We start from the raw sequence: 21,119 nt of genomic DNA on the forward strand, positions 1-21,119 counted from the left end.
CTAACGTTAATCTAACATTAATTGGACTGAGCATGACATGTCGAAAAACAACGCCCTTCCCGCCCTTATTCTTGGTGCCTTCCTTTGCTTTGGCCTGGTAATGTCAGCCAGTACTGTTGGCGATAAGCTTATTAAGATGAAATTCATGGAGCGGACAGTCACGGTCAAAGGTTTAGCTGAAAAAGAGGTTCGAGCTAATATTGCCATTTGGCCTATTCGATTCAGCGAAGTCGATAACGACCTTAATACCCTTTACCAAACCGTACAGACTAAAACCGATAGAGTAGTCGATTTTTTAAAGCAGCAAGGCTTTGGCGAAGATGAAATTACCGTGGCACTACCCGCTATTGAAGATAGGCAAGCACAGGGTTATGTCGACCCTAATGTGAAGTATCGCTATGCTGCTAAAATTTCCATTTCACTGTATACGCACAAAGTTGAACTACTGCTTACGACTCGCGCTAATATGCTCAGCCTCGCTAAAGATGGCATTGCAATTTCAGATCAAGACTACAATAGTAAAGCCCAATTTTTATTTACCGAGTTAAACAAGGTCAAGCCTGAGATGATTCAATCTGCGACGCAAAATGCCCGTCAAGTTGCAGATAAATTTGCTAAAGACTCTGACTCTAAGTTAGGGAAAATTAAGCAAGCATCCCAAGGGCAATTTAGTATCAATGACAGAGACAGCAATACACCTTATATAAAGAAAGTGCGTATTGTTTCAACGTTGACTTACTACCTTAATGACTAACCCCTCACCGCTTCATCCACTAAAGAAAAAGGCTTAACCTAGATTAAGCCTTTTTTTAATTTTAAACATGCCCCACTTTAAATACCACATTACCTATACAAATAAATATCAATATAAACAGCAAGATAAATTACAGCCCCACATCCATCGCATTTTACTAATAAATAATTATTGCAGATAAAAAGCACTTCCATTAGAATTGTTGCATGGAATGATTTTGATAAAACAATTATATGACAAATACCTTGAAAAACACTGCTCTACTTGGCTACCTATTAATAAGCTCTCTGTCTTTTTTGAGTCTATCTGCATCGGCTGAATCTAGATCTTCTACTGAACATGAGCATTTAGAATCAATAAAGGTAAGCTCAAAGCCCTACCCTAACTGGATACAGCTAGACGCAGTCGTTGAGCCAACAAAATCCGCTACCGTATCGGCTCAAACCTCGGGGCGCATTATCAAGCTCAATTACGATATCAACGATATAGTTACGGCTGGTGCTGCGTTACTTGAGATCACCAGTAAGGAGCAAGGCGCCCAACTCGCCGCCGCAGAAGCCGATTACGCCAAGGCGCGCGCCGTCAATGTAGAGGCGCAGCAACAGCTTAAACGCTATCAAACGCTATTTCCTAAGGGGGCAATTTCCAAAGGCTCAATGGATGAAGCCGAAGCTAACGCCAAATCAACACAACAAGCGGTTAGCGCTGCTAAGGCTAGAATTACACAGGCAAACGAGTCATTAAAATATACCCTTGTCAGTGCGCCATTTGCAGGTGTTGTCACCCAAAGACATGTTGAAGAGGGCGAAACAGTGAGTCCAGGGCAAGCCTTATACTCAGGTTACTCCCTAAGCCAGATGCGCGCGGTCACTCAGATCCCGCAGCGCTATATCGAAGCCTTAAAACAGCAACCTAATTTCAAGTTAACCCTTGCTAACGGAAAGCAAATTAACAGTGATGAATTAAACCTCTTCACCTTTGTTGATCCTAAGAGCCACAGCTATAAAGTACGCATCAACCTGCCTGAGAACGTCGAGGGAGTGATCCCTGGCAGTCTGATAAAAGCGCAGTTTATCAGTGGTAGTCGCCGCGCCATATTTGTCCCCGAATCGTCATTACTCTCCATGAATGAACTCAGCGCTGTCTATATTCAACAAAATGATACATGGGTATTAAATCAAGTCAGAACCGGACTTAGTGATAACGGAAAAGTCGAGATCCTAGCTGGGCTGTCAGAAGGAGATGTGGTGGCCAAAGATGCCTATCATGCCCTGTTAATGCTTAAGCAAAGCAATAAACCATAAAACCTAATCGAATCTAGCTTTAAGGAAGACCTGTCATGCAAACTCAAAATAAATTAGGTATTTCTGGACGTATTGCTAGCGCTTTTCAATCCAGTGCTATCACCCCCTTATTGGCACTCTTGGGCTTACTCTTCGGCTTATTTGCGATAATCGTGACGCCTAAAGAGGAAGAGCCGCAAATCGACGTCACCTTTGCCGATGTGTTTGTCCCCTTCCCTGGCGCGACCCCGCGCGAAGTTGAAAGCTTGGTGACCTTACCAACTGAGCAGATTATCTCGGAAATTAAAGGCATCGACACCCTCTACTCATTCTCACAGCCAGATGGGGCACTGTTTATCGTAGTGTTTGAGGTGGGAATAGCGCGCAACGAGGCCATAGTTAAACTCTACAATCAGCTCTACTCTAACCAGTATAAACTGCCGCTCGAAGCGGGTGTGGGAGAGCCGCAAATTAAACCTCGCGGCATAGATGACGTTCCCATTGTGAGCCTAACCCTATGGTCAAAAGACCCGTCAGTTTCCCCAGAGATGCTCACTCACGTGGCTAACGGCTTAGAGACTGAGATAAAAAGGATCCCGGGCACTAGAGAGATCAGCTCCGTAGGCGATCAACAACTTAGCCTCAATGTTAGAATCGATCCGATTAAAATGAATTATTTCGGCGTCTCCTTCGATGAAATAAATCAAAGCCTAATGAGCAACAATCATATCTCAATGCCAAGCTCTCTGGTTCAAGGCAATCAAGAGATAAAAGTACAAGCGGGTCAATTCCTGAAAAATATTGAAGATGTGAAGCAACTTGTCGTCACGGTAAAACAAGACAGCGACGGCCATGCAGCCCCCATTTATCTCGCAGACTTTGCCGACATCACGCTTAAAGCTGACTTACCGACTCAAAGTGCATGGCATGGCGACAAGCAAGATATCTATCCGGCTGTCACTATCGCCATTGGCAAGCAACCAGGTAAGAATGCCGTCGATGTCGCGAACGCTATCATGGATAGAGTCGCTAAAGTCCAAAATGTACTGATCCCTGACGGCATCGAAGTCAGCATCTCTAGAAACTATGGTGAGACCGCAGGAGACAAGGCAAATACTCTGATTTTAAAGTTAGCATTCGCCTCTGCTGCTGTGGTTATCTTAGTTTTAATTACAATGGGATTCAGAGAGGCTGTGGTAGTCGGCATTGCCATCGTCATCACCTTAGCCTTCACCCTGTTTGCCTCTTGGGCTTGGGGCTTCACCCTCAACCGAATATCCCTATTCGCACTGATTTTCTCCATCGGGATCTTGGTTGATGACGCCATCGTGGTGGTTGAAAACATTCACCGACATATGGCAATGGGCAAACGCTCGTTCTCAGAGTTAATTCCTATCGCCGTTGATGAAGTGGGCGGACCCACTATTTTAGCAACCTTTACGGTTATCGCGGCCTTGTTACCTATGGCATTTGTATCAGGTCTCATGGGCCCCTATATGAGTCCCATTCCAATCAATGCCAGCATGGGAATGCTAATCTCACTTGCAGTGGCATTTATGATCACCCCTTGGCTAAGTCGAAAATTTCTTAAGCATCCATCACCGCATAATCATGTGAGTCATGATGATGAAAAGGCTCAGGATAATAGAGAGTGTCATGGAAAAGACCAAGGTATGATGTTTACTTTATTCAATCGCCTAATTGGCCCCTTCGTGCAGGGAAGAAATGCCAGAAAAGCTAGGCTAGGTTTGGCCGCAGGTATTTTCATCCTAATTGCTGGGGCTGTAGCACTGCCTATGGCAAAATTGGTCGTACTGAAAATGCTGCCCTTCGATAATAAGTCTGAGTTTCAAGTGATGGTCGACCTCCCCGAAGGCACACCTGTAGAACAGACTCAAAAAGCGTTGAAGGAATTAGGCCGCTACCTTAATCAAGTAGAGGAAGTCCAAAGTTACCAACTCTATGCTGGCACCAGTGCTCCCATCAACTTTAATGGTCTAGTACGCCACTACTTCCTGCGTCAAACACAGGAGCTTGGCGATATCCAAGTTAACTTAGTCGATAAAAAGCATCGAGATCGCGACAGTCACAGCATCGCACTATCGGTTAGAGCACCACTACAGGCCATTGGTCAAAAATATAATGCCAATGTTAAAGTCGTAGAGGTACCGCCTGGCCCACCCGTTTGGTCGCCAATCCTTGCTGAAGTTTATGGCCCTAGCGAAGCCATTCGTGAGCAGGCTGCTAATCAGCTACTAGGGTTATTTAAAGAGACCAAAGATGTGGTCGATATCGACATCTATTTGCCCGAGTCGGCAGCAAAATGGCAGGTTATCATAGACCGAAGTAAAGCGAGCTTACTAGGCGTGCCTTATAGCCAGATAGTCGATTTAGTTGCAACTTCAGTCGGCGGCAAGAACATCAGCTATCTACATAAAGATAATCAAAAACATGCCGTGCCAATCAAAATCCAACTGCAAGAAGGCGCGAAAGTCGATTTAGAGCAAGTGCTAAACCTGACGCTGCGTGGCAGTAATGGCCAAGCGGTTGCAGTCTCTGAATTAGTCAGAATTGATAAAGGTAATATCGATGCCCCTATCATTCATAAAAACATGATCCCGATGATCATGGTAGTTGCCGATATGGCAGGTCCCCTAGACAGCCCGCTCTATGGCATGTTCGATATGGTCGGCAAGATAAATGATATGCACGGCTCTGATGCAAGCCTAGATTTTGAACAGCACTACGTCAGCCAACCTAATGGCCTAGATAGCGTTGCAGTGCTCTGGGACGGTGAGTGGAAAGTGACCTATGAGACCTTCAGAGACATGGGGATTGCCTATGCCGTCGGTATGATCGCCATTTATCTATTGGTTGTAGCACAGTTTAGATCCTATTTGGTTCCACTGATTATTATGGCCCCTATTCCTTTGACTATTATCGGTGTGATGCCAGGCCATGCGCTACTCGGTGCGCAGTTTACCGCCACCTCCATGATAGGCATGATTGCACTGGCGGGGATCATAGTGCGTAACTCGATTCTATTAGTCGACTTCATTCATCAAGAAACGGCAGCAGGCGTGCCATTTCAACAGGCAGTTATTCATTCTGGAGCCGTTCGGGCCAAGCCGATTATGCTAACCGCATTAGCTGCCATGATAGGTGCGCTGTTTATCATAGATGATCCGATTTTTAATGGACTTGCCATCAGTCTAATCTTCGGCATCTTGATCTCAACATTGCTAACCCTAGTGGTCATTCCCGTGCTTTATTACGCGGCGATGAAAAAGCGATACCAGTAATCAATCTCTATTTATGGCGGTAACTGCCGCCATAATCACTTTCCATTAAAAGGAGTTCCCATGTCAATTGAACGCGCCATCATGGCATTTGCAGGCTTTATGGTTTTATTATCAATAATCCTAACTGTCTGGATTAACGATAATTTTATCTGGCTCACTGTTTTTGTGGGAGCTAATTTATTACAAAGCGCCTATACTGGATTTTGTCCGGCAGCCATAATTTTGCGTAAGCTAGGCTTTAAGTCAGAAGCACAGCTCGCGACTGCCAATCAAAAATAAATAACGACAAATAAAGGTATATTGATGAGTAACGTTTTTAATTTACAGCATAAACTACCAAAAAATATAATTTGGTTGCTAGGGCTGAGTGTTTTACTAATGATGGTTAGCACATTGGCTACTGCCGCCGATCAAGACGCTAAAGTTGCTTGGCAAAAGATTGAAGCAGGCGCATTAGTCGTAGACGTACGCACAGCAGAAGAATTTGCTCAGGGCCACCTACCAAACGCTATCAATATTCCTTATGAGCAAATTAATAACGTATTTAGCAAGAAGCAGATAGCAAAAGATCGCTCTGTGGTTGTCTACTGTCGTAGCGGCAACCGTAGCGGTATCGCTAATAAAATGTTGGTCAGTGAAGGTTACACCAACGTCTATAATGGCGGCGGCTATCAAATGTTGATGAGTCAACAGCACTAATACCAATCAGTATCAGTACTAGAACAATTAGAGTGAAAGGCCGCTGATTGCGGCCTTTCTATTAGCCAAAATTAATGACCAAGATCTGTCACAAATAAGCTGATATAATGCTTACATACAAGTCAGTACCAACAAGACGATTGCAACAACATTATGACTCAAGCAAACAACCCATTGCACGGCATTAAGCTCGAAGATTTATTAACCGATCTAGTCGACCATTACGGCTGGGAAGAGCTAGGTAGCCGCATTGATATCCGCTGCTTTAACCATGATCCTAGTATTAAATCTAGCCTAAAGTTTTTGCGTAAAACACCATGGGCAAGAGATAAGGTAGAATACCTTTATTTAAAAATGAACAAGCTACCTTTGCCAGCGCCTAAAGCATACAGCGATGAGCACACTACAGCTAAGCCAGTGAAGCCAAGAAAACAGCTGCCGGCTGCGAACGCAAAGATCTGGGGCAATAGATAATCGCCACTAAAGATTAACGCGAATAGGTTGGTTTATCAGTCAAACCAACCTATTACTAATTCACATCATTAGCTCAAGCCAGATTGCGCTAAATAGGGAACTCAAATATTAAGCGCCATACCTCTACGCCATCTCCCTTTCGATAACTTAAGCCAAATCGTTCAATATTAACTAAGTCCCAGCCAACTGGCTTTGAAAAAGCGAAAGTCATACCCACTTCATAGCTGTTTGATACCAACACATCTTCTTCAAATGGTGTGGTAAACTTTAGCCTGTCAAAGTACCAATAACCAGCAACAAAAAACCTCGGCTCAATCTCTACCCCTTTCACTTGAAAGTAAAAATTGGTACCAATATCAACACCAGACTGTACCGCAGAATAAGTTTCGCTGCTGTTATCATTTAGTGTGGTATAACCGGCAAAGAAGACTCGATTAACCCAAATAGGTGAAGTCTCACCAAGCTCAAAATCAAGCAGACTCGACATTCCCGCCGAGTAAATAGCGACGTCATTGCCATTAGTAAAATTGGTGCCAAAACCGAGATCGGCGTAAGTTTGAAACTCATGGTTCTCGGAGGTTTTTACTCGGTATTCCAGTCCTGGCGTCACCGTCAAAGTGCCGACACTGGAAGGAAACTCCCCTTCAGGTAGATCGCTCCAAGTAAAATTAAAAAATCCCATAGAGACAGGTGTATTTAAGACCAAAGACTCGTCTTCGGAGCGCTTGAGATCGAAGCTAATGGGAATATTTGCAACCGTCGCGTTTTGGCCTGATGTACGATAAATACCGCTACCTAGGTAATTAGCAAATGCATAGTGGCTGTAGTCGACTTCAGTCTCAGCCATAGCGGATAGAGAAAATAAGGGTAGCAATAAGGCGAGGTAACGCAAACGATTCATAAATCGACTTTAAACTTAATTAAACTCTAATAGATAGCCCGAATATAGCGTTATAGCACGGGAAAAGCCAAAGAAATTAAGGCTTTTCCCGTAGGAGATTAGTCTTTATCAGCCTCGGTGAAGTGATGCTCAGACATCATATGTCCAAGCTGGGTCGACTTAGTCTTAAGGTAACCTTCGTTATAGCGATTTTTACCCACTTGCAGTGGTACACGCTCGACAACTTCTAATCCAAAGCTTTGCATCGCTTTCACCTTACGGGGATTATTCGTCATTAAACGCACTTTATCGACACCAATCTTCTCCATCATAGGGATGATCATATCGTATTTGCGCATATCGGCTTCAAAACCTAAGCGTTCGTTAGCTTCTACCGTATTCGCACCTTGGTCTTGTAGCTCGTAAGCTCGGATCTTGTTAAGCAGTCCTATACCACGGCCCTCTTGGCGCAAATAAAGAATAAAGCCTTGACCCTCTTCAGCAATATTCTGCATCGCTGTTTGCAGTTGAAAACCACAGTCACAGCGCAAACTAAACAGAGCATCACCGGTTAAACATTCTGAATGGATACGCCCAAGGATTGGCGTATCAGGGGGAAATGTGCCAAAGGTAAGCGCTACATGCTCTTTACCCGTCTCACTATCTTCAAAACCATGCATTTCGAAAACACCCCAAGGGGTTGGTAATTTTGAAGACGCGATGTATTTAATCGACATGAAAAAACCTTAACGACAACTCTCACTCCTTGAGACTGCAAACATCCTGATAAAGAAAATAAATTGCTTGAGACGATACTCTTGCTAGCTTATGACTCAATGTGCTATGCCTTAAAGAAATCTTTAAAGGCCATAAACGGTCATTGAGTCAGCATAAGCTTAGTATCTAGCGATAACCTTGAAGCGGCTCACTAAATGAATAACTAAAAGTGCTTAAAACTCTTTTGGAGCGAAGCCTGTGACTTGCTTAATACCCATTTCACGGCCTAATGCCGTCATTGGGTGCACAACAACCAAGCCTTTAACAGACTTTTTCAATTTCCCCATGTCAGCCTGCTCGGCTTTAGTCAATACACGGCTAAACTTAAGGCCTGCAACTGTGCCACCTTGCTTGCTTAATTCGCGTGTTTGTTGACCTTTAACACTGCTGATCCGCTTTGTTATTGCAGCAATTTCCTGCTTAAACTGGATGACTACAGTTGGATCGCTGCGCTTTTCAGCTGCTGCTAGCTTACGACGAAATTTGTCTAACTTATCGTTGAGCGTTTGCAGCTCCTGCTTTAAATTCATTTACAGACCTTAAATTCAAATCTAATTAACACGTTTAGAAACAAAAACAGCATCAGTGAACTGACGCTGTTTTGTCATTATTGCCATATTATAACAGTATACAAGATCATTTTGCCTAGGTTTATAGCTAAACAAACTACAAGTTACTGCAGTTATACGCTTACCTTATCTCAAGTAGTGGATTTCTTGGTTGCTACTGCCTCTAAATACCAAACTTGGATCGGCCAGAGACTGCTCAAACTTTCCATCAACGACTACATTGACTAAATCGACTATCTCTTGCTGCGCCGCACTCAAATTGCCTAAGGTATAGCCCGTCCACAACCAAATATCTTTACCAGGGCACTGCTCTTTGACTTGCTTAACTAAAGATAAAATAGCCTCTAGATTGGCTGGAAATAACGGGTCGCCACCAGACAGTGATAAGCCGCGACGCTTAATACGTTTATCGTTCAAATCATCAATAATTCTTTGCTGCATCTGCTCATCAAATTCATGACCCGAACATGGATTCCAGGTTGATTGGTTGTAACAACCACGGCACTGATGCTCACATCCCGACACAAATAGAGTGGCTCGAGTACCAGGGCCATTAATCACATCAGTTTGATAGTATTGATGATAATTCATAATAAACTCATTTCAGTTAGAATTTTGCTTTAACTAGAAAACAAAAAGGTGCTGAACACAGCACCTTTTATGTATACAAACCCAATATCTACAGGCTTAACCATTTGCATGCTAAGCCCCTAGTATTTTTATTACAGATGCTTAACGCGGCGCTTCACTTCTTCCTGCTTGCCATAGTTAAATGGTCTCGCATCAGGGCTACCTAAGTAACCACATACGCGACGAGTTACCGACACACGGCTTGGCTCATGGTTACCACACTTTGGACAAGTAAAGCCTTTGCTCGTACAGCTAAACTCACCGGTATAACCACAGTCATAACACTCATCGATTGGAGTGTTAGTGCCATAGTAAGGCACTCGGCTATAACTGTAATCCCACACATCTTCTAACGCTTCCACGTTATTTTGCATGTTAGGGAATTCGCCGTAACAGATGAAACCGCCGTTAGCTAACTCTGGGTATGGTTGTTCAAAATCAATCTTATCGTACGGGTTAACTTGCTTCTCTACATCCAAGTGGAAGCTGTTTGTGTAGTAACCTTTAGCCGTTACACCATTTACAACACCGAATACTTTCGTGTCTAGGGCGCAGAAACGGCTACACAAGTTTTCACTTGGCGTGCTGTACAAGCTAAATGCGTAACCAGATTCACTCTTCCAAGTTTCAGTCGCTTGCTTCATGTACTTAATGACTTCAATCGCTTTTTCACGCAGCATTTCACTGTCGTAAACATGCTCTTCCGTGCCATAAAGTGCATTGATAGTTTCATGAAGGCCAATATAACCTAGCGAAATTGACGCACGGCCATTCTTAAAGATCTCCGAAATGTCATCATCGGCACGCAGACGCACACCACAAGCCCCTTCCATATAAAGGATTGGCGCCACGCGAGCTTTAACACCTTCTAGGCGAGCGATACGTGTATCTAATCCCTTACGAGCGATAAGCAGACGTTGATCTAAGATGCGGTAGAATTCAGCTTCATCACCTTTCGCTTCTAATGCGATACGTGGCAAGTTAAGACTCACAACACCTAAGTTGTTACGGCCTTCATGTATTAGCTCACCGTCCTGCTCGAAAGTACCTAAGAAACTACGGCAACCCATAGGGGTCTTAAATGAGCCAGTGACTCTTTCTACCTGCTCGTAGTTAAGAATGTCTGGATACATACGAGTCGTCGCGCACTTAAGTGCCAACTGCTTAATATCGTAATTGCAATCACCAGTCTTATGGTTGATACCATCACGGATAGCAAATACTAATTTAGGGAATACCGCGGTTTTACGATTTTTACCAAGACCAGCGATACGCACCTTCATCATTGACTGTTGAATTAAGCGCGACTCCCAAGAGGTGCCTAAACCAAAACCAAATGTCACAAATGGTGTTTGACCGTTCGCAGTATGTAGCGTGTTCACTTCATACTCTAGTGACTGGAATGCATCGTGACACTCTTTCTCTGTTTGTGCTGTCGCGAAGGCTTTCGCATCGGTAATGCCCCAAGTCAGTGCGACTTGGTAATGCTTGTCGTAACTCTTAGCCACAAATGGCGCTAAGACTTCATCGATACGGTTGATTGTGGTGCCGCCATAGATGTGGCTCGCCACTTGAGCAATAATCTGCGCTGTCACTGCCGTCGCTGTAGAGATTGACTTAGGTGTTTCAATCTCGGCATTACCCATCTTAAAACCTTGGGTCAACATGCCGCTCAAGTCGATAAGCATACAGTTAAACATTGGGAAGAATGGCGCATAATCCAAGTCATGGTAATGGATTTCACCAGACTCGTGAGCAGCAACGACATCTTTTGGTAAGATGTGACACTTAGCGTAATGCTTAGCCACGATGCCCGCTAACAGATCTCGCTGAGTCGGAATCACTTTAGAGTCCTTGTTGGCGTTCTCGTTCAACAAAGCCGCGTTGCTTTGCTCAACCAGCCCACGGATCTCTTGGTTTAAACGGCTGCTGACTTCACGCTTAATATCACGGTCATGGCGATATTCAATATAAACACGCGCCAACGATTTATGTGGACCTTCCATCAGAAGATTTTCAACTGAATCTTGTAGATCGTGAATGTTCACTTCATCTAATTGCGATACAGTTTGCTTTACTTCTTCTGCAACCTGTAATGCATATTCAGCGCACTCAATACCGACCGAGTTAGCGGCTGCTATCACGGCATCTTTAATCCTTGTTTCGTCAAAAGGCGTACGGTAACCATCCCGTTTAATAACCACTGGCATTGTTTAATTCCTCTTCAGCTCGCTCATCAAAGTAACACTATATATAGTGCTACTTTTTCAATAAATCACAATATGTGGCGCATTAAGCTATAAAATAAGAATGATAACATTGATCCAGATCATGATTTTAAAAGAGGAAGACAATAAGAAAACAGTTCTGTCTACAAAGCCACTGATCTCAAATTATGCCCTTGACGGAGACATAGAAGCGGGCTAGTGAAAGGATAATAGAGGTATAAATTGTGGATAAAAATGGGGAACGAATAAGCTTGTGGAATTGCTTGTGCCGCAACTTATTGCCGGCTTTGAAAAAGGGGCAGCGAAATGCTCCAACTAAGCAAGCTTTTACAGAGCATTTTAACCAAAAATTGATTTATTAAAGCTAAAAGAACAAATGCTAAAAGACAAAAATTGCTAATGCCTTTTCGCCAGAGCGAGGTAACTATTAAGCTGACCATTTTCCTGTTGATGTTCACCCGTCATAGAGGTCAGTTGCATCAAAGCTTTAATCCCTTTGTACTGATCCACTTGCGCTTCGCTCAGCGGTTTATCCGAGTTTAGCAGCTCAGTTATCTGGCTAGATACGCGGTTAGCTTTCTGCGCAACTAATGGTGACTGAGAAAAGTCCATTGCCCCCATCACCCACTTCGCCTCATCTAGCATCTCTGCTAACTTCTTATCTTCCTCACTATCACCAAGACCTGTGCGTTGCTCGTCAATAAAGTCAGCTAAAGATTGTTCGTCGGCTGGAGGGATTTCAAATCCACTATTTGATAAGCGATTGAGTTGCCCTTCGGAAAGAATGCCATCTTGATATAGTCTTTGAATAAGTGAAGGCAGCTTGGCAGAGGTAAACTGGCCGCCCTTGAAGAAGTCATTTGCCATCGCTTCGATTTTCTGAGCCCTCTCCGCGCGGCCTGATAACACTAAGGTATTGTCACTCTTAGTCAGCTCAGTCGCAGCTAGCGTCTGTTTTCCGCTGTTTGCTGCAATATTTTCGCCATTGGCAACATTCGACTGTTCCCTATTAACCCCATAGGCGTCAGATAGCGTATTATTATTGACTGCATTGTTGATACTGCTAAGTAGGTTCATCGTCAAAAAGCCGGCGTTAACTGAATATAACCTCGTTAAAGCATTTAGCGTGCCGACTTATCAAGTTGAAATTCAACTGCTTATTTTTTCTTCAACTCTTGAGTTAACTCAGAAGTTAAAGACAGACACAAAGTTCGCAGAGACTCCACTTGCTCGTCAGACATATTGACCTTATCCAGCAAAGTTTGCTTCAACGCCAAGGCTTCTAACTTAAGCTTGTAACCAGCTTCAGTTAGTACAATGACCTTCTTACGCTCATCACTTTCATCGGCTAGACGCTGCAAAAAACCTTTTGCTTCGAGCCGTTTAACAATAGGCGTTAAAGTGCCCATATCGAGTCGTGTGGATTTAGATATTTGCGTCAGACTCACCCTGTCTTGTAACCATAAAGACTGCATAACTAAGTATTGCGGGTACGTTAACTCATACCGTTCTAATAACGGCCTGTAGGCTCGCATCAAGGCGTTTGCCGCTGTATAAAGTGCAAAACAGACATTATCAGCAAGGCAAGGATCGGCAGTATTGTTTGGGTCGTTATTGGTCACAGCTACTAAGCTTAGGCAAGTCGAGAATGCCGATAATATTAACTTACATCCAAATTTAAAACTAGCTTGAACACAAGTGGTTTGTACACAGCTATTTTGCGCGCAAAGTATTTGCAAATTCAATTTTACCTGCCTATGATACTGACAATTACTTTGCGCACAAAACAAATTAAGGAATGACATGAATATCCAAGAAATTCAATTGAAGTCTCGTCCAGAAGGCATGCCTAGCGCCGATAACTTTGCCCTAGCAGAAGGGTCACTCTCCCCGATTAAACAAGGCGAGTTCTTGGTCAAAAATCTGTGGATGTCTGTCGACCCTTATATGAGGGGCCGTATGATTGACAGAAAAAGTTACATTGCACCTTTCGAGATAGGTAAAGTGTTAGAAGGCGGCGCTGTTGGTGAAGTCGTTGAATCACTCAACCCTGACTTTCCAGTTGGCAGTAAAGTCAGCAGTATGCTTGGCTGGCGCAGTCACTTTGTGAGTGACGGCGCAGAGATCACTGTTTTACCTGATGCCCCCATTTCTGAATCGCATTTCCTTGGGGTCCTCGGTATGCCTGGCATGACGGCTTGGACCGGACTTAACCGTATTGCACAATTAAAATCCGGTGAAACCCTGTTTGTCTCTGCTGCATCTGGTGCTGTTGGCAGCGTAGTAGCACAGATAGGTAAGCTGATGGGCGCGCGGGTTGTAGCCTCAGTCGGCTCAGATCAAAAAGCTCAATACCTGACCTCACTGGGTGTCGATGCCGTAATTAACTACAAGACTTGTGGCGATTTAGATGCCGCGCTGGGTCTCGCCGCCCCTGAAGGAATTGACGTCTACTTTGAAAACGTCGGCGGTGAGCATCTCGCCGCTGCGCTTAACCATATGAAAGATCACGGCCGAATTGCCGTTTGCGGCATGATAGCCCAGTACAACGACACAGCCCCGACTCCAGGACCGAGTAATCTTGCCCAGATCATTATCAAAAAACTAAAAATTGAGGGTTTTATCGTATTTGAACATTGGGATCACTATCCCCAATTTGCGGCGCAGATGGGACAATGGCTGGCTGAAGGTAAGGTGCAAGCAGAGCAAACTATCTATGAGGGTTTAGAAAACGCTCCCGATGCCTTTATTGGGCTATTTGAGGGCAAGAACCGCGGCAAGATGGTGGTTAAACTTGCTTAAAATAATCTAGAGATCTATAGACATAGAAAAGGCGCAAAAAGCGCCTTTTCATGTCAAAATTTAGCTCTAACTGTATATGCTTTTACACACATTGGACTCGCTCTGGCTTACTGAAAACTAACTAAGAAAGCAGAGATTATACTGATTACGATTAAGCTCTCTCAGCCGAATGCTGCGCCAGAGCCGCCTCAATCAGATGCGCGACTTGTTCAACCGCGGCTTCACCTGCAGCAATCGCTTCTTCTGCCCGATGAAACTCCATGGTTCCGATATCGCCCAGATCAGGCACAATACAGATATCCGGTGGATCTCCCATCAAACGCGCTCTCTTATGGCGCTGCTCTAAAATATCCATCGACTGTGACATCACCGCCAGCATGCCAGGATTTGGGTTTTGCGGCGTGCCTGTTTTATGCCCCAAAGAAAATTTATCCGTTAAGCCTGTAATATAATCTCGTCCCCTCGCCAACAAGTCGGTAAAGCCTTTATCTTGGTGCTGCTCCGCTTCTTGAACCTCTTGCATCGTTGGCTTATGACTCTTCATACTAACGGGCAGTACTTGCATGCGACCACGACGTAGTCCATGTAAATCAACTGCTATGACTAAATCTACTCCCATAGCACGGCTAACAGAGACGGGAACAGGGTTCACTACCGCACCGTCGACCAACCAACGCTCTCCCACTTTCACCGGCGGCAAAATACCCGGCATGGAGCAAGACGCGCGCACAGCATGACGTAAATCCCCTTCCCTGAACCAAATTTCCTGGCCCGAATAAAGGTCGGTAGCAACGGCAGCAAACGGCTTTTTCAATTCTTCTATCTGCAGATCGCCAATGCGCTTCTGTAGGACATCGAACACTCGCTCACCGCCAATTAACCCGCCGCGTCCCCAGCTTAAATCCATCAGCCCCAGTACATCCCAACTACTAAAACTGCGAACCCAACTCTCTAATTCTTCTAAGTGATCATTAGCGTAAGCTGCGCCAACTAATGCGCCAATAGAGCAGCCTGCAATTTTATCGGGATAGATCCCCATTTTGGCAAGACCATTTAATACACCAATATGCGCCCAACCTTTTGCAGCTCCGCTACCTAACGCTAGGCCTATTCGCACTGAATGTTTATTTGTGGACACGCTAAAATAACTCCATAGGTCGGCTTTAAAATAGACTCTTTATCATTTACAACCAAAAAGCCTTATATCAATTCTTAAAAAAATCCATTCGTATTAGTAAGGTAAGTGGATCTTTAAAGACACTAGACGAAGGCTCTCTTAAGAAAGTGGTGCATTTTAGCAGATATATCGCCGTTTGAAGAACAAAGTTGATGGGTATTCGTAGCGCATTACTAAATCTGTAGGTTATAATACGCGGTCGTATCATTTATGGAGTACACCTTTGCAATTTACCGATTTCGCACTGGATCAACGTCTGTTACAGAGCCTTAAGCACATGGGCATTGACACCCCAACAGAGATCCAGGAGCAAGCCATTCCTGTTGCCTTAGCAGGCAAAGACCTAATGGCGTCTTCTAAAACAGGCTCAGGTAAAACATTAGCCTTTTTATTGCCTGCGATGCAAAGACTGATTTCGTGTAAAGCATTGAGTAAACGCGATCCGCGCGTGGTCATTCTATTACCGACCCGCGAATTAGCGACTCAAGTGTACAGCCAACTTCGACTTTTAGTTGCCAACACTCAATTCAAGGCAACCAAAATTCTCGGTGGTGAGAACTTTAATGATCAAGCCAAAGCCTTAGCTCGGGACCCACATTTTGTTGTGGCGACACCTGGCCGCTTAGCTGACCACCTAAAACAGCATCATCTGCACCTTAATGGCCTTGAACTGCTGATCTTAGATGAAGCAGACCGCATGCTAGATCTTGGCTTTGCCGAGCAGCTGAAGATGATTAACGCAGCTGCGGATCATAAGCGCCGTCAAACTTTGATGTTCTCAGCGACCTTAGATCATGGTGATGTAAACGATATCGCTAACGAACTACTAAAATTTCCTGAACATGTGGCTATTGGTGCGGGTAACTTAGAGCATAAAGACATTACTCAGCGTATCTTCTTATGTGATCATTTAGACCATAAAGAAGCGCTACTAACCCGTATTCTTAAAGAAGAGCAGCAAAAGCAGATCATCATCTTTACCGCTACGAGACAAGATACCGATCGCTTAGCCAAGAAACTGGCTGATGAAGGCTTTAAAACCGCCTCCTTAAGTGGCGAGCTAAAACAAAACGCTCGTAACCAGATCATGGATGAATTTAGCCGTGGTTTGCAGCAAATCCTCGTGACTACAGACGTTGCCTCTCGCGGACTCGATCTGTTAAATGTGTCATTGGTTATTAACTTTGATATGCCTAAATTTGCTGAAGAATATGTACACCGTATTGGCCGTACAGGCCGTGCTGGTGCAAAAGGCGATGCTATTTCACTAGTTGGTCCTAAAGACTGGATTAACTTTACCCAAGTACAGACCTTCTTGAATAAGACGTTTAGTTTCAGTGAGCTTGAAGGCCTTAAAGCCAAGTTCAAAGGCTTAAAGCCTAAAGCGCCGACTAAGAATAAAGCCAAACCAGCTGCAACTGCGAAAAAGAAAGCCGCAACCGCTAAGAAGAAGTCAGCGGCAAAAGCTGCAGCGAATCGCGATAAGCGTTTTGCTACCGGCGTCGATGTAGGTGATGCGCCAATGCTTAGAAAGCCTAAGTCTAAGCTGCAAGATACACCAGAAGATTAAGTGCTAAACGCTCGTTAATCTAATAGTCCCAAATATTAAAAGCCGCTATGAGTAACCTCATAGCGGTTTTTTTGTGGTGATGAGAAACGAAAGGCTAATAATACCAATCAGTATAAGAAGTTGATCTACTCAGAACGTTTTTTGGCAACTAATTCAAGGCAAATAACTGAAAGAATGGTTATTCCCTTGTGAAGCTATTTAACGCAGAAGTAGGCAGCCAAAAACGCTCCAGGATGGCGAGTTTTAGCGGCTCAGCTGCTGTGTTAACGAGCTAAACCGTAGAACAACTATGCTCTTCACTCGTTGCCTTGCATCAGAACCGCTAAACTCTCGCTGAGCGACCAAATCTTTATACTGATTGGTATAAGGCCCCCACTTTTAGCAGGCTAAATACACTCAATTCGATAGTCGCGCTATCAACACAGAAAAAAGTTATTTGAATAGCACCAGAAAGCACATTAAAACGCTGACCGTTTCAGGAAATAACGCTACAATACACGCAATATTGATTTTTTTAAGGTTTATCATGAGAGTTTGTGGCGTAGAGTTAAAAGGTGGCGAAGCCATCATCAGTTTATTAAGTTATGAAGGCGAAACCTATAACGTGCCGGATTGCCGTCAAAAGTCGTTCGCGATTTCAAACTCTGAAAGCACTGAAACCATGCGTGATTTTCACTTTGCATTTGGCAAGTTGATTGAAGACTACAGAGTCGATGAAATCGTGATTATCGAGCGTGAGCAAAAAGGTAAAGGCGCAGGTAGTGTTACCAGCTTTAAACTAGAAGCGTTGATTCAAATACTTCCAGTCAACGTGACATTGGTATCACCGGTTGCTATCAAAGAGCAATTAAAGCGTAATCCACCTCAGGTTGATTTTGAAGGTCTAGAGCTTAAGCGTTTCCAAAAGAGTGCATTTGAAGCGGCTTTTGCCTTCCATAACATGACTATCTACAAGACTGACGAAGCCTAGGCTTATCAGCTAACAAAGTAGAGACTAATGGGCGCAATCTGAGCGCCCTTTTTATATCCTCAAAAAGCGATTTGAAGCTATAGCTAAAAGCCAATAACTAACACAATACCTTAAAGCCGATAGCTTAAAACGAATTCCTGAAAACAAGTACAGCATGCAAACACTCAAATACCTCGCTGGCTACTCAGCCGACATCCAAGACCAAGTACAAAGTCTAATAGATCAAGACAAGCTCGGGCAATTTCTGCTGAAGCGTCATCCACAGATCCATGCCGTACGCACCGACAAAGCGCTTTACGACTACACCATAGAGATTAAGAATCAATATTTACGCAAATCTCAGCCGCTGTCGAAAGTGATTTTTGATGACAAGATCTCATTGAGCCATCAAGCATTAGGCCTACACTCGTATGTTGCCCGTAAACAAGGGGCGAAAATAAAAGCTAAGAATGAAATCCGCATCTCGTCACGGCTTAAAAAAGTACCAGAAGGCTTACTGCGAATGGTGGTCGTGCACGAACTCGCCCATTTAAAAGAGAAAGATCATAACAAAGCCTTTTATCAGCTCTGCTGCCATATGGACGGTGATTACCACCAGCTGGAATTTGAATTAAGGTTACTACTGACCCTAATCGACGCGGGTAAGAATCCCTATAGTTAATTTGAATAGCCAAAATAGATAATCAGCTAACGCTGCCCGCACTTAAAATCTAAACACCCCACAAAATGCTAACGATAATGATTTTCATTAACCTTAATTTAGATTACACTCTAAGCCATTGAACAAATAGGCACTAGCGTAACTTTCGAGTATTCGATGATGAGTGAAGACTAATGAGCGAAGAGTTAACTAAGAAGCAGCAAAAATGTCGCCGTAAGCTGGCCAAATATCAGCAAAAGCTTAATCATTACACTCAGCTAGAAGAGTGCGAGATATCTCTGAAAAAACGTGCAGCTAAGCTTTATAAATACCGTTTAAAGATCATCAAGCGTCAATTAAAGCTCAAGCGCATTAAAGCGCAAATTACTCTATTCGGTGCCTACACTAAACTTATACCTGCAAATGATGCCGTCGCAAATGCGTCTATCTTTACCCAGCACAGCGTCACCCCTCTTGCTCAAGCAAACTTGTATCGCCCCCATAAGAGTAAGCCCTGTAGAAGCTGCCCAGCACTGCGTGGGAAGGCTTGTTTATGTGCGATGAAAAACGAGCAGCGTAAACAGGGTTAGCCTTCGAATGAAGGCTTTTTACATTTTTGTTTTAGTTTAGTGTTACCAAGTAGCCTGTTCTGGATTGTCGCTTCATCGTTATCAATCGCCTCCAGCGGGTGCTGAACAGGATGTCAGAATGTAGTGATCACATGGTCAATGATGTTCCCAACATCATACTGACATTTCCCATATCGCTATGGGTCAGATGTGAAGGAACGACCTTATGTGCAGACACTGCTGAAGCTCGCCGCTAGTACGTCTGACCTCCAAGGATGGTAGAAATGCCAAATTCAGTATGGAACTGAATTGGCCTTGTAGGCTCAACGAAAACATCCTTGTTTTCGACGACTTCAGCCGTATCTGCACTGGATAATGTTCTTCTTCTATTTAGGCTGAAGAGTTAGATTTCTAACTTGGAAATGCCCCAATGCTGGTTAGCCTTGGAATGAAGGCTGATTACATTTTTTGGGGGCTAGCGCTATCTGATAGCGAATTATGAGTTGCACCTTCATTGCTATCAATCGCCTCCAGCGGGGTATGTGCAGACACTGCTGAAGCACGCCTCAAGTACGTCCGTGTAGGCTCAACGAAAACAAACAACATCCTTGTCAAAATGCCAGTTCGGTCTCCATACCTCTCGTTCAAGAGCATGATAACTTCGTTATCTTTCACCCAGTTTTCGACGGCTTCAGCCGTATCTACACAGGGTAGTTGGTGCTTACGTTTAGGCTGTAATTGTTCGATTTCTAACTTGGAAATGTCCAGATACGTGTCAGAGGAATGCAAAAGAGATTGGTCTGCCATTTCTTTTGTGGCTTAGCCCTCCCACCTTTACACAAAGAAAATCCCACTGTTTACGATGCAAAGTGTGCTCATAAAACTCTAGACATAATATGTCTCAACGCTATTGACATAATATGTCTCAAACCTCTAGTATAAAATACAATCAACTAGGGATAGAGAGGCATCATGGAACTTTGGGCTAATTTCACAGACTTGCTAGTACAGGCAATTGGTTTTCTAACAACGGAGGTAGGTGTAAGCCAAGGCGTTGCTATCATTCTGCTTACCCTTATAGTGCGTTTACTATTAAGTCCGCTCAGTAGCTCGGCAATAATTAACAGCTATAAAAACAGAAAGGCGATAGCGGCGATAAAACCTGAGTTAGATAAGCTAAAGTCTGTCTATAAAAACAAACCAAACGAAATGGCTAAACAAACAATGGCGCTGTATCAAAAGCACGATATAAAATTTGTTAGCAAAACCCTTGTAGCTAACATTTCCAGCCAAGCTATATTCGGGTTTGGAATGTATCAGGTACTTCAAAAGGTTATTTTTAGCAGTAAATTCGCATGGATTTCCAATATCGCTAAGCCAGATATCTTATTAGCAATGCTTGTAGGTGCGCTGACCTATGTATCTATGATCATGATGCCTGGCAGTGCGGAGCAAGCCAGTGCTATGTTTTTGCTGATCCCGACAATGGTCAGTGTGGCTGTTTTGATTAGCGCTCCTTCTGCCTTAGGTTTATATTGGGCGACTTCGAGTGCATTTACTGCTCTGCAATCGGTGGTTATGCAAAAGTATTTTGAAAAACAGCAATGCAATTTGACCCAGACTCAGGGTTAAATGGCTGCGATGAAAATAGTCTTCTAAGCGCCACCAAAAACACAAAGGTTAAGCTAGCCGCTTTCCCCAAAAACGGCTTAGACTCCAAAATAAAAAAGCCATCATTCGATGGCTTTTTCTATTTCAGGACTAATCATAGAACCAGTCACAGGATGTGATGCCC

20 protein-coding genes are annotated in these 21,119 nt (G+C 43.8%); 12 read left to right on the forward strand and 8 right to left on the reverse strand.

All coding sequences use genetic code 11. The features are described 5' to 3' along the window. Positions 1-37 precede the first annotated feature (37 nt). The 6 genes from Q1A86_RS11060 (at position 38) to Q1A86_RS11085 (ending at position 6,512) form a co-directional block, all read left to right on the forward strand. Entirely contained in the window at positions 38-754 is a 717-nt protein-coding gene (locus tag Q1A86_RS11060) for an SIMPL domain-containing protein (RefSeq protein ID WP_299806476.1), read from the forward strand. 233 nt (positions 755-987) lie between these two features. Continuing rightward, entirely contained in the window at positions 988-2,058 is a 1,071-nt protein-coding gene (locus Q1A86_RS11065) for an efflux RND transporter periplasmic adaptor subunit (protein WP_299806478.1), read from the forward strand. Positions 2,059-2,093: 35 nt separating this feature from the next. Continuing rightward, positions 2,094-5,339 (forward strand): efflux RND transporter permease subunit, encoded by a 3,246-nt coding sequence (locus Q1A86_RS11070; RefSeq protein ID WP_299806480.1) that lies wholly within the window; start codon positions 2,094-2,096, stop codon positions 5,337-5,339. 60 nt (positions 5,340-5,399) lie between these two features. Next, a complete protein-coding gene (locus Q1A86_RS11075) occupies positions 5,400-5,618 on the forward strand; it encodes a DUF2892 domain-containing protein (RefSeq protein ID WP_299806481.1) in 219 nt (72 codons plus the stop codon). 24 nt (positions 5,619-5,642) lie between these two features. Then, positions 5,643-6,038: a rhodanese-like domain-containing protein gene (locus tag Q1A86_RS11080; protein WP_299806483.1), complete on the forward strand. Its 396-nt coding sequence runs from the start codon at positions 5,643-5,645 to the stop codon at positions 6,036-6,038. Between the two features lie 153 nt (positions 6,039-6,191). Then, a complete protein-coding gene (locus Q1A86_RS11085; RefSeq protein WP_299806485.1) occupies positions 6,192-6,512 on the forward strand; it encodes a VF530 family protein in 321 nt (106 codons plus the stop codon). Between the two features lie 88 nt (positions 6,513-6,600). Here Q1A86_RS11085 and Q1A86_RS11090 read toward each other — a convergent pair whose 3' ends face one another. The 7 genes from Q1A86_RS11090 to Q1A86_RS11120 form a co-directional block, all read right to left on the reverse strand. Next, positions 6,601-7,413, reverse strand: a complete 813-nt coding sequence (locus Q1A86_RS11090; RefSeq protein WP_299806487.1) for a hypothetical protein — start codon at positions 7,411-7,413, stop codon at positions 6,601-6,603. Between the two features lie 98 nt (positions 7,414-7,511). Then, on the reverse strand, positions 7,512-8,129 hold the full coding sequence (ribA, locus tag Q1A86_RS11095; protein WP_299806489.1) for a GTP cyclohydrolase II: 618 nt from the start codon (positions 8,127-8,129) through the stop codon (positions 7,512-7,514). Between the two features lie 213 nt (positions 8,130-8,342). After that, positions 8,343-8,699, reverse strand: coding sequence for a YibL family ribosome-associated protein (locus tag Q1A86_RS11100; protein WP_220780593.1), 357 nt, complete (start codon positions 8,697-8,699; stop codon positions 8,343-8,345). A 165-nt stretch (positions 8,700-8,864) separates the two neighbouring features. Next, positions 8,865-9,329 (reverse strand): anaerobic ribonucleoside-triphosphate reductase-activating protein, encoded by a 465-nt coding sequence (gene nrdG / locus Q1A86_RS11105; protein WP_299806492.1) that lies wholly within the window; start codon positions 9,327-9,329, stop codon positions 8,865-8,867. A 131-nt stretch (positions 9,330-9,460) separates the two neighbouring features. Beyond that, positions 9,461-11,578, reverse strand: coding sequence for an anaerobic ribonucleoside-triphosphate reductase (gene nrdD, locus Q1A86_RS11110; protein WP_299806494.1), 2,118 nt, complete (start codon positions 11,576-11,578; stop codon positions 9,461-9,463). Positions 11,579-11,992: 414 nt separating this feature from the next. After that, positions 11,993-12,673 carry a hypothetical protein gene (locus Q1A86_RS11115; RefSeq protein WP_299806496.1) on the reverse strand — a complete coding sequence of 227 codons (681 nt, stop codon included), beginning with the start codon at positions 12,671-12,673 and terminating at the stop codon, positions 11,993-11,995. Between the two features lie 80 nt (positions 12,674-12,753). Continuing rightward, positions 12,754-13,218: a MarR family winged helix-turn-helix transcriptional regulator gene (locus Q1A86_RS11120; protein ID WP_299806497.1), complete on the reverse strand. Its 465-nt coding sequence runs from the start codon at positions 13,216-13,218 to the stop codon at positions 12,754-12,756. Between the two features lie 181 nt (positions 13,219-13,399). Between Q1A86_RS11120 and Q1A86_RS11125 the strand changes: the two genes are divergently transcribed. After that, positions 13,400-14,398, forward strand: coding sequence for an NADP-dependent oxidoreductase (locus tag Q1A86_RS11125; protein ID WP_299806499.1), 999 nt, complete (start codon positions 13,400-13,402; stop codon positions 14,396-14,398). A 151-nt stretch (positions 14,399-14,549) separates the two neighbouring features. Here the strand turns inward: Q1A86_RS11125 and rssA are convergent, their stop codons facing one another. Next, positions 14,550-15,536 (reverse strand): patatin-like phospholipase RssA, encoded by a 987-nt coding sequence (gene rssA / locus Q1A86_RS11130; RefSeq protein ID WP_299806501.1) that lies wholly within the window; start codon positions 15,534-15,536, stop codon positions 14,550-14,552. Between the two features lie 262 nt (positions 15,537-15,798). Here rssA and Q1A86_RS11135 point away from each other — a divergent pair, with 262 nt between their 5' ends. The 5 genes from Q1A86_RS11135 to Q1A86_RS11155 all read left to right on the forward strand — a co-directional run bounded on the left by Q1A86_RS11135 (position 15,799) and on the right by Q1A86_RS11155 (position 20,956). Continuing rightward, positions 15,799-17,145: a DEAD/DEAH box helicase gene (locus Q1A86_RS11135; RefSeq protein WP_299806503.1), complete on the forward strand. Its 1,347-nt coding sequence runs from the start codon at positions 15,799-15,801 to the stop codon at positions 17,143-17,145. A 526-nt stretch (positions 17,146-17,671) separates the two neighbouring features. Further along, entirely contained in the window at positions 17,672-18,115 is a 444-nt protein-coding gene (locus Q1A86_RS11140; RefSeq protein WP_299806505.1) for a DUF3010 family protein, read from the forward strand. Positions 18,116-18,269: 154 nt separating this feature from the next. Further along, positions 18,270-18,776, forward strand: coding sequence for a M48 family metallopeptidase (locus Q1A86_RS11145; RefSeq protein ID WP_299806507.1), 507 nt, complete (start codon positions 18,270-18,272; stop codon positions 18,774-18,776). Between the two features lie 173 nt (positions 18,777-18,949). Continuing rightward, positions 18,950-19,345, forward strand: coding sequence for a hypothetical protein (locus Q1A86_RS11150; RefSeq protein WP_299806509.1), 396 nt, complete (start codon positions 18,950-18,952; stop codon positions 19,343-19,345). 951 nt (positions 19,346-20,296) lie between these two features. Beyond that, positions 20,297-20,956, forward strand: a complete 660-nt coding sequence (locus Q1A86_RS11155; protein ID WP_299806513.1) for a membrane protein insertase YidC — start codon at positions 20,297-20,299, stop codon at positions 20,954-20,956. Positions 20,957-21,119 lie beyond the last annotated feature (163 nt).

Source organism: uncultured Shewanella sp., assembly GCF_947497935.1.
GTDB lineage: Bacteria > Pseudomonadota > Gammaproteobacteria > Enterobacterales > Shewanellaceae > Shewanella.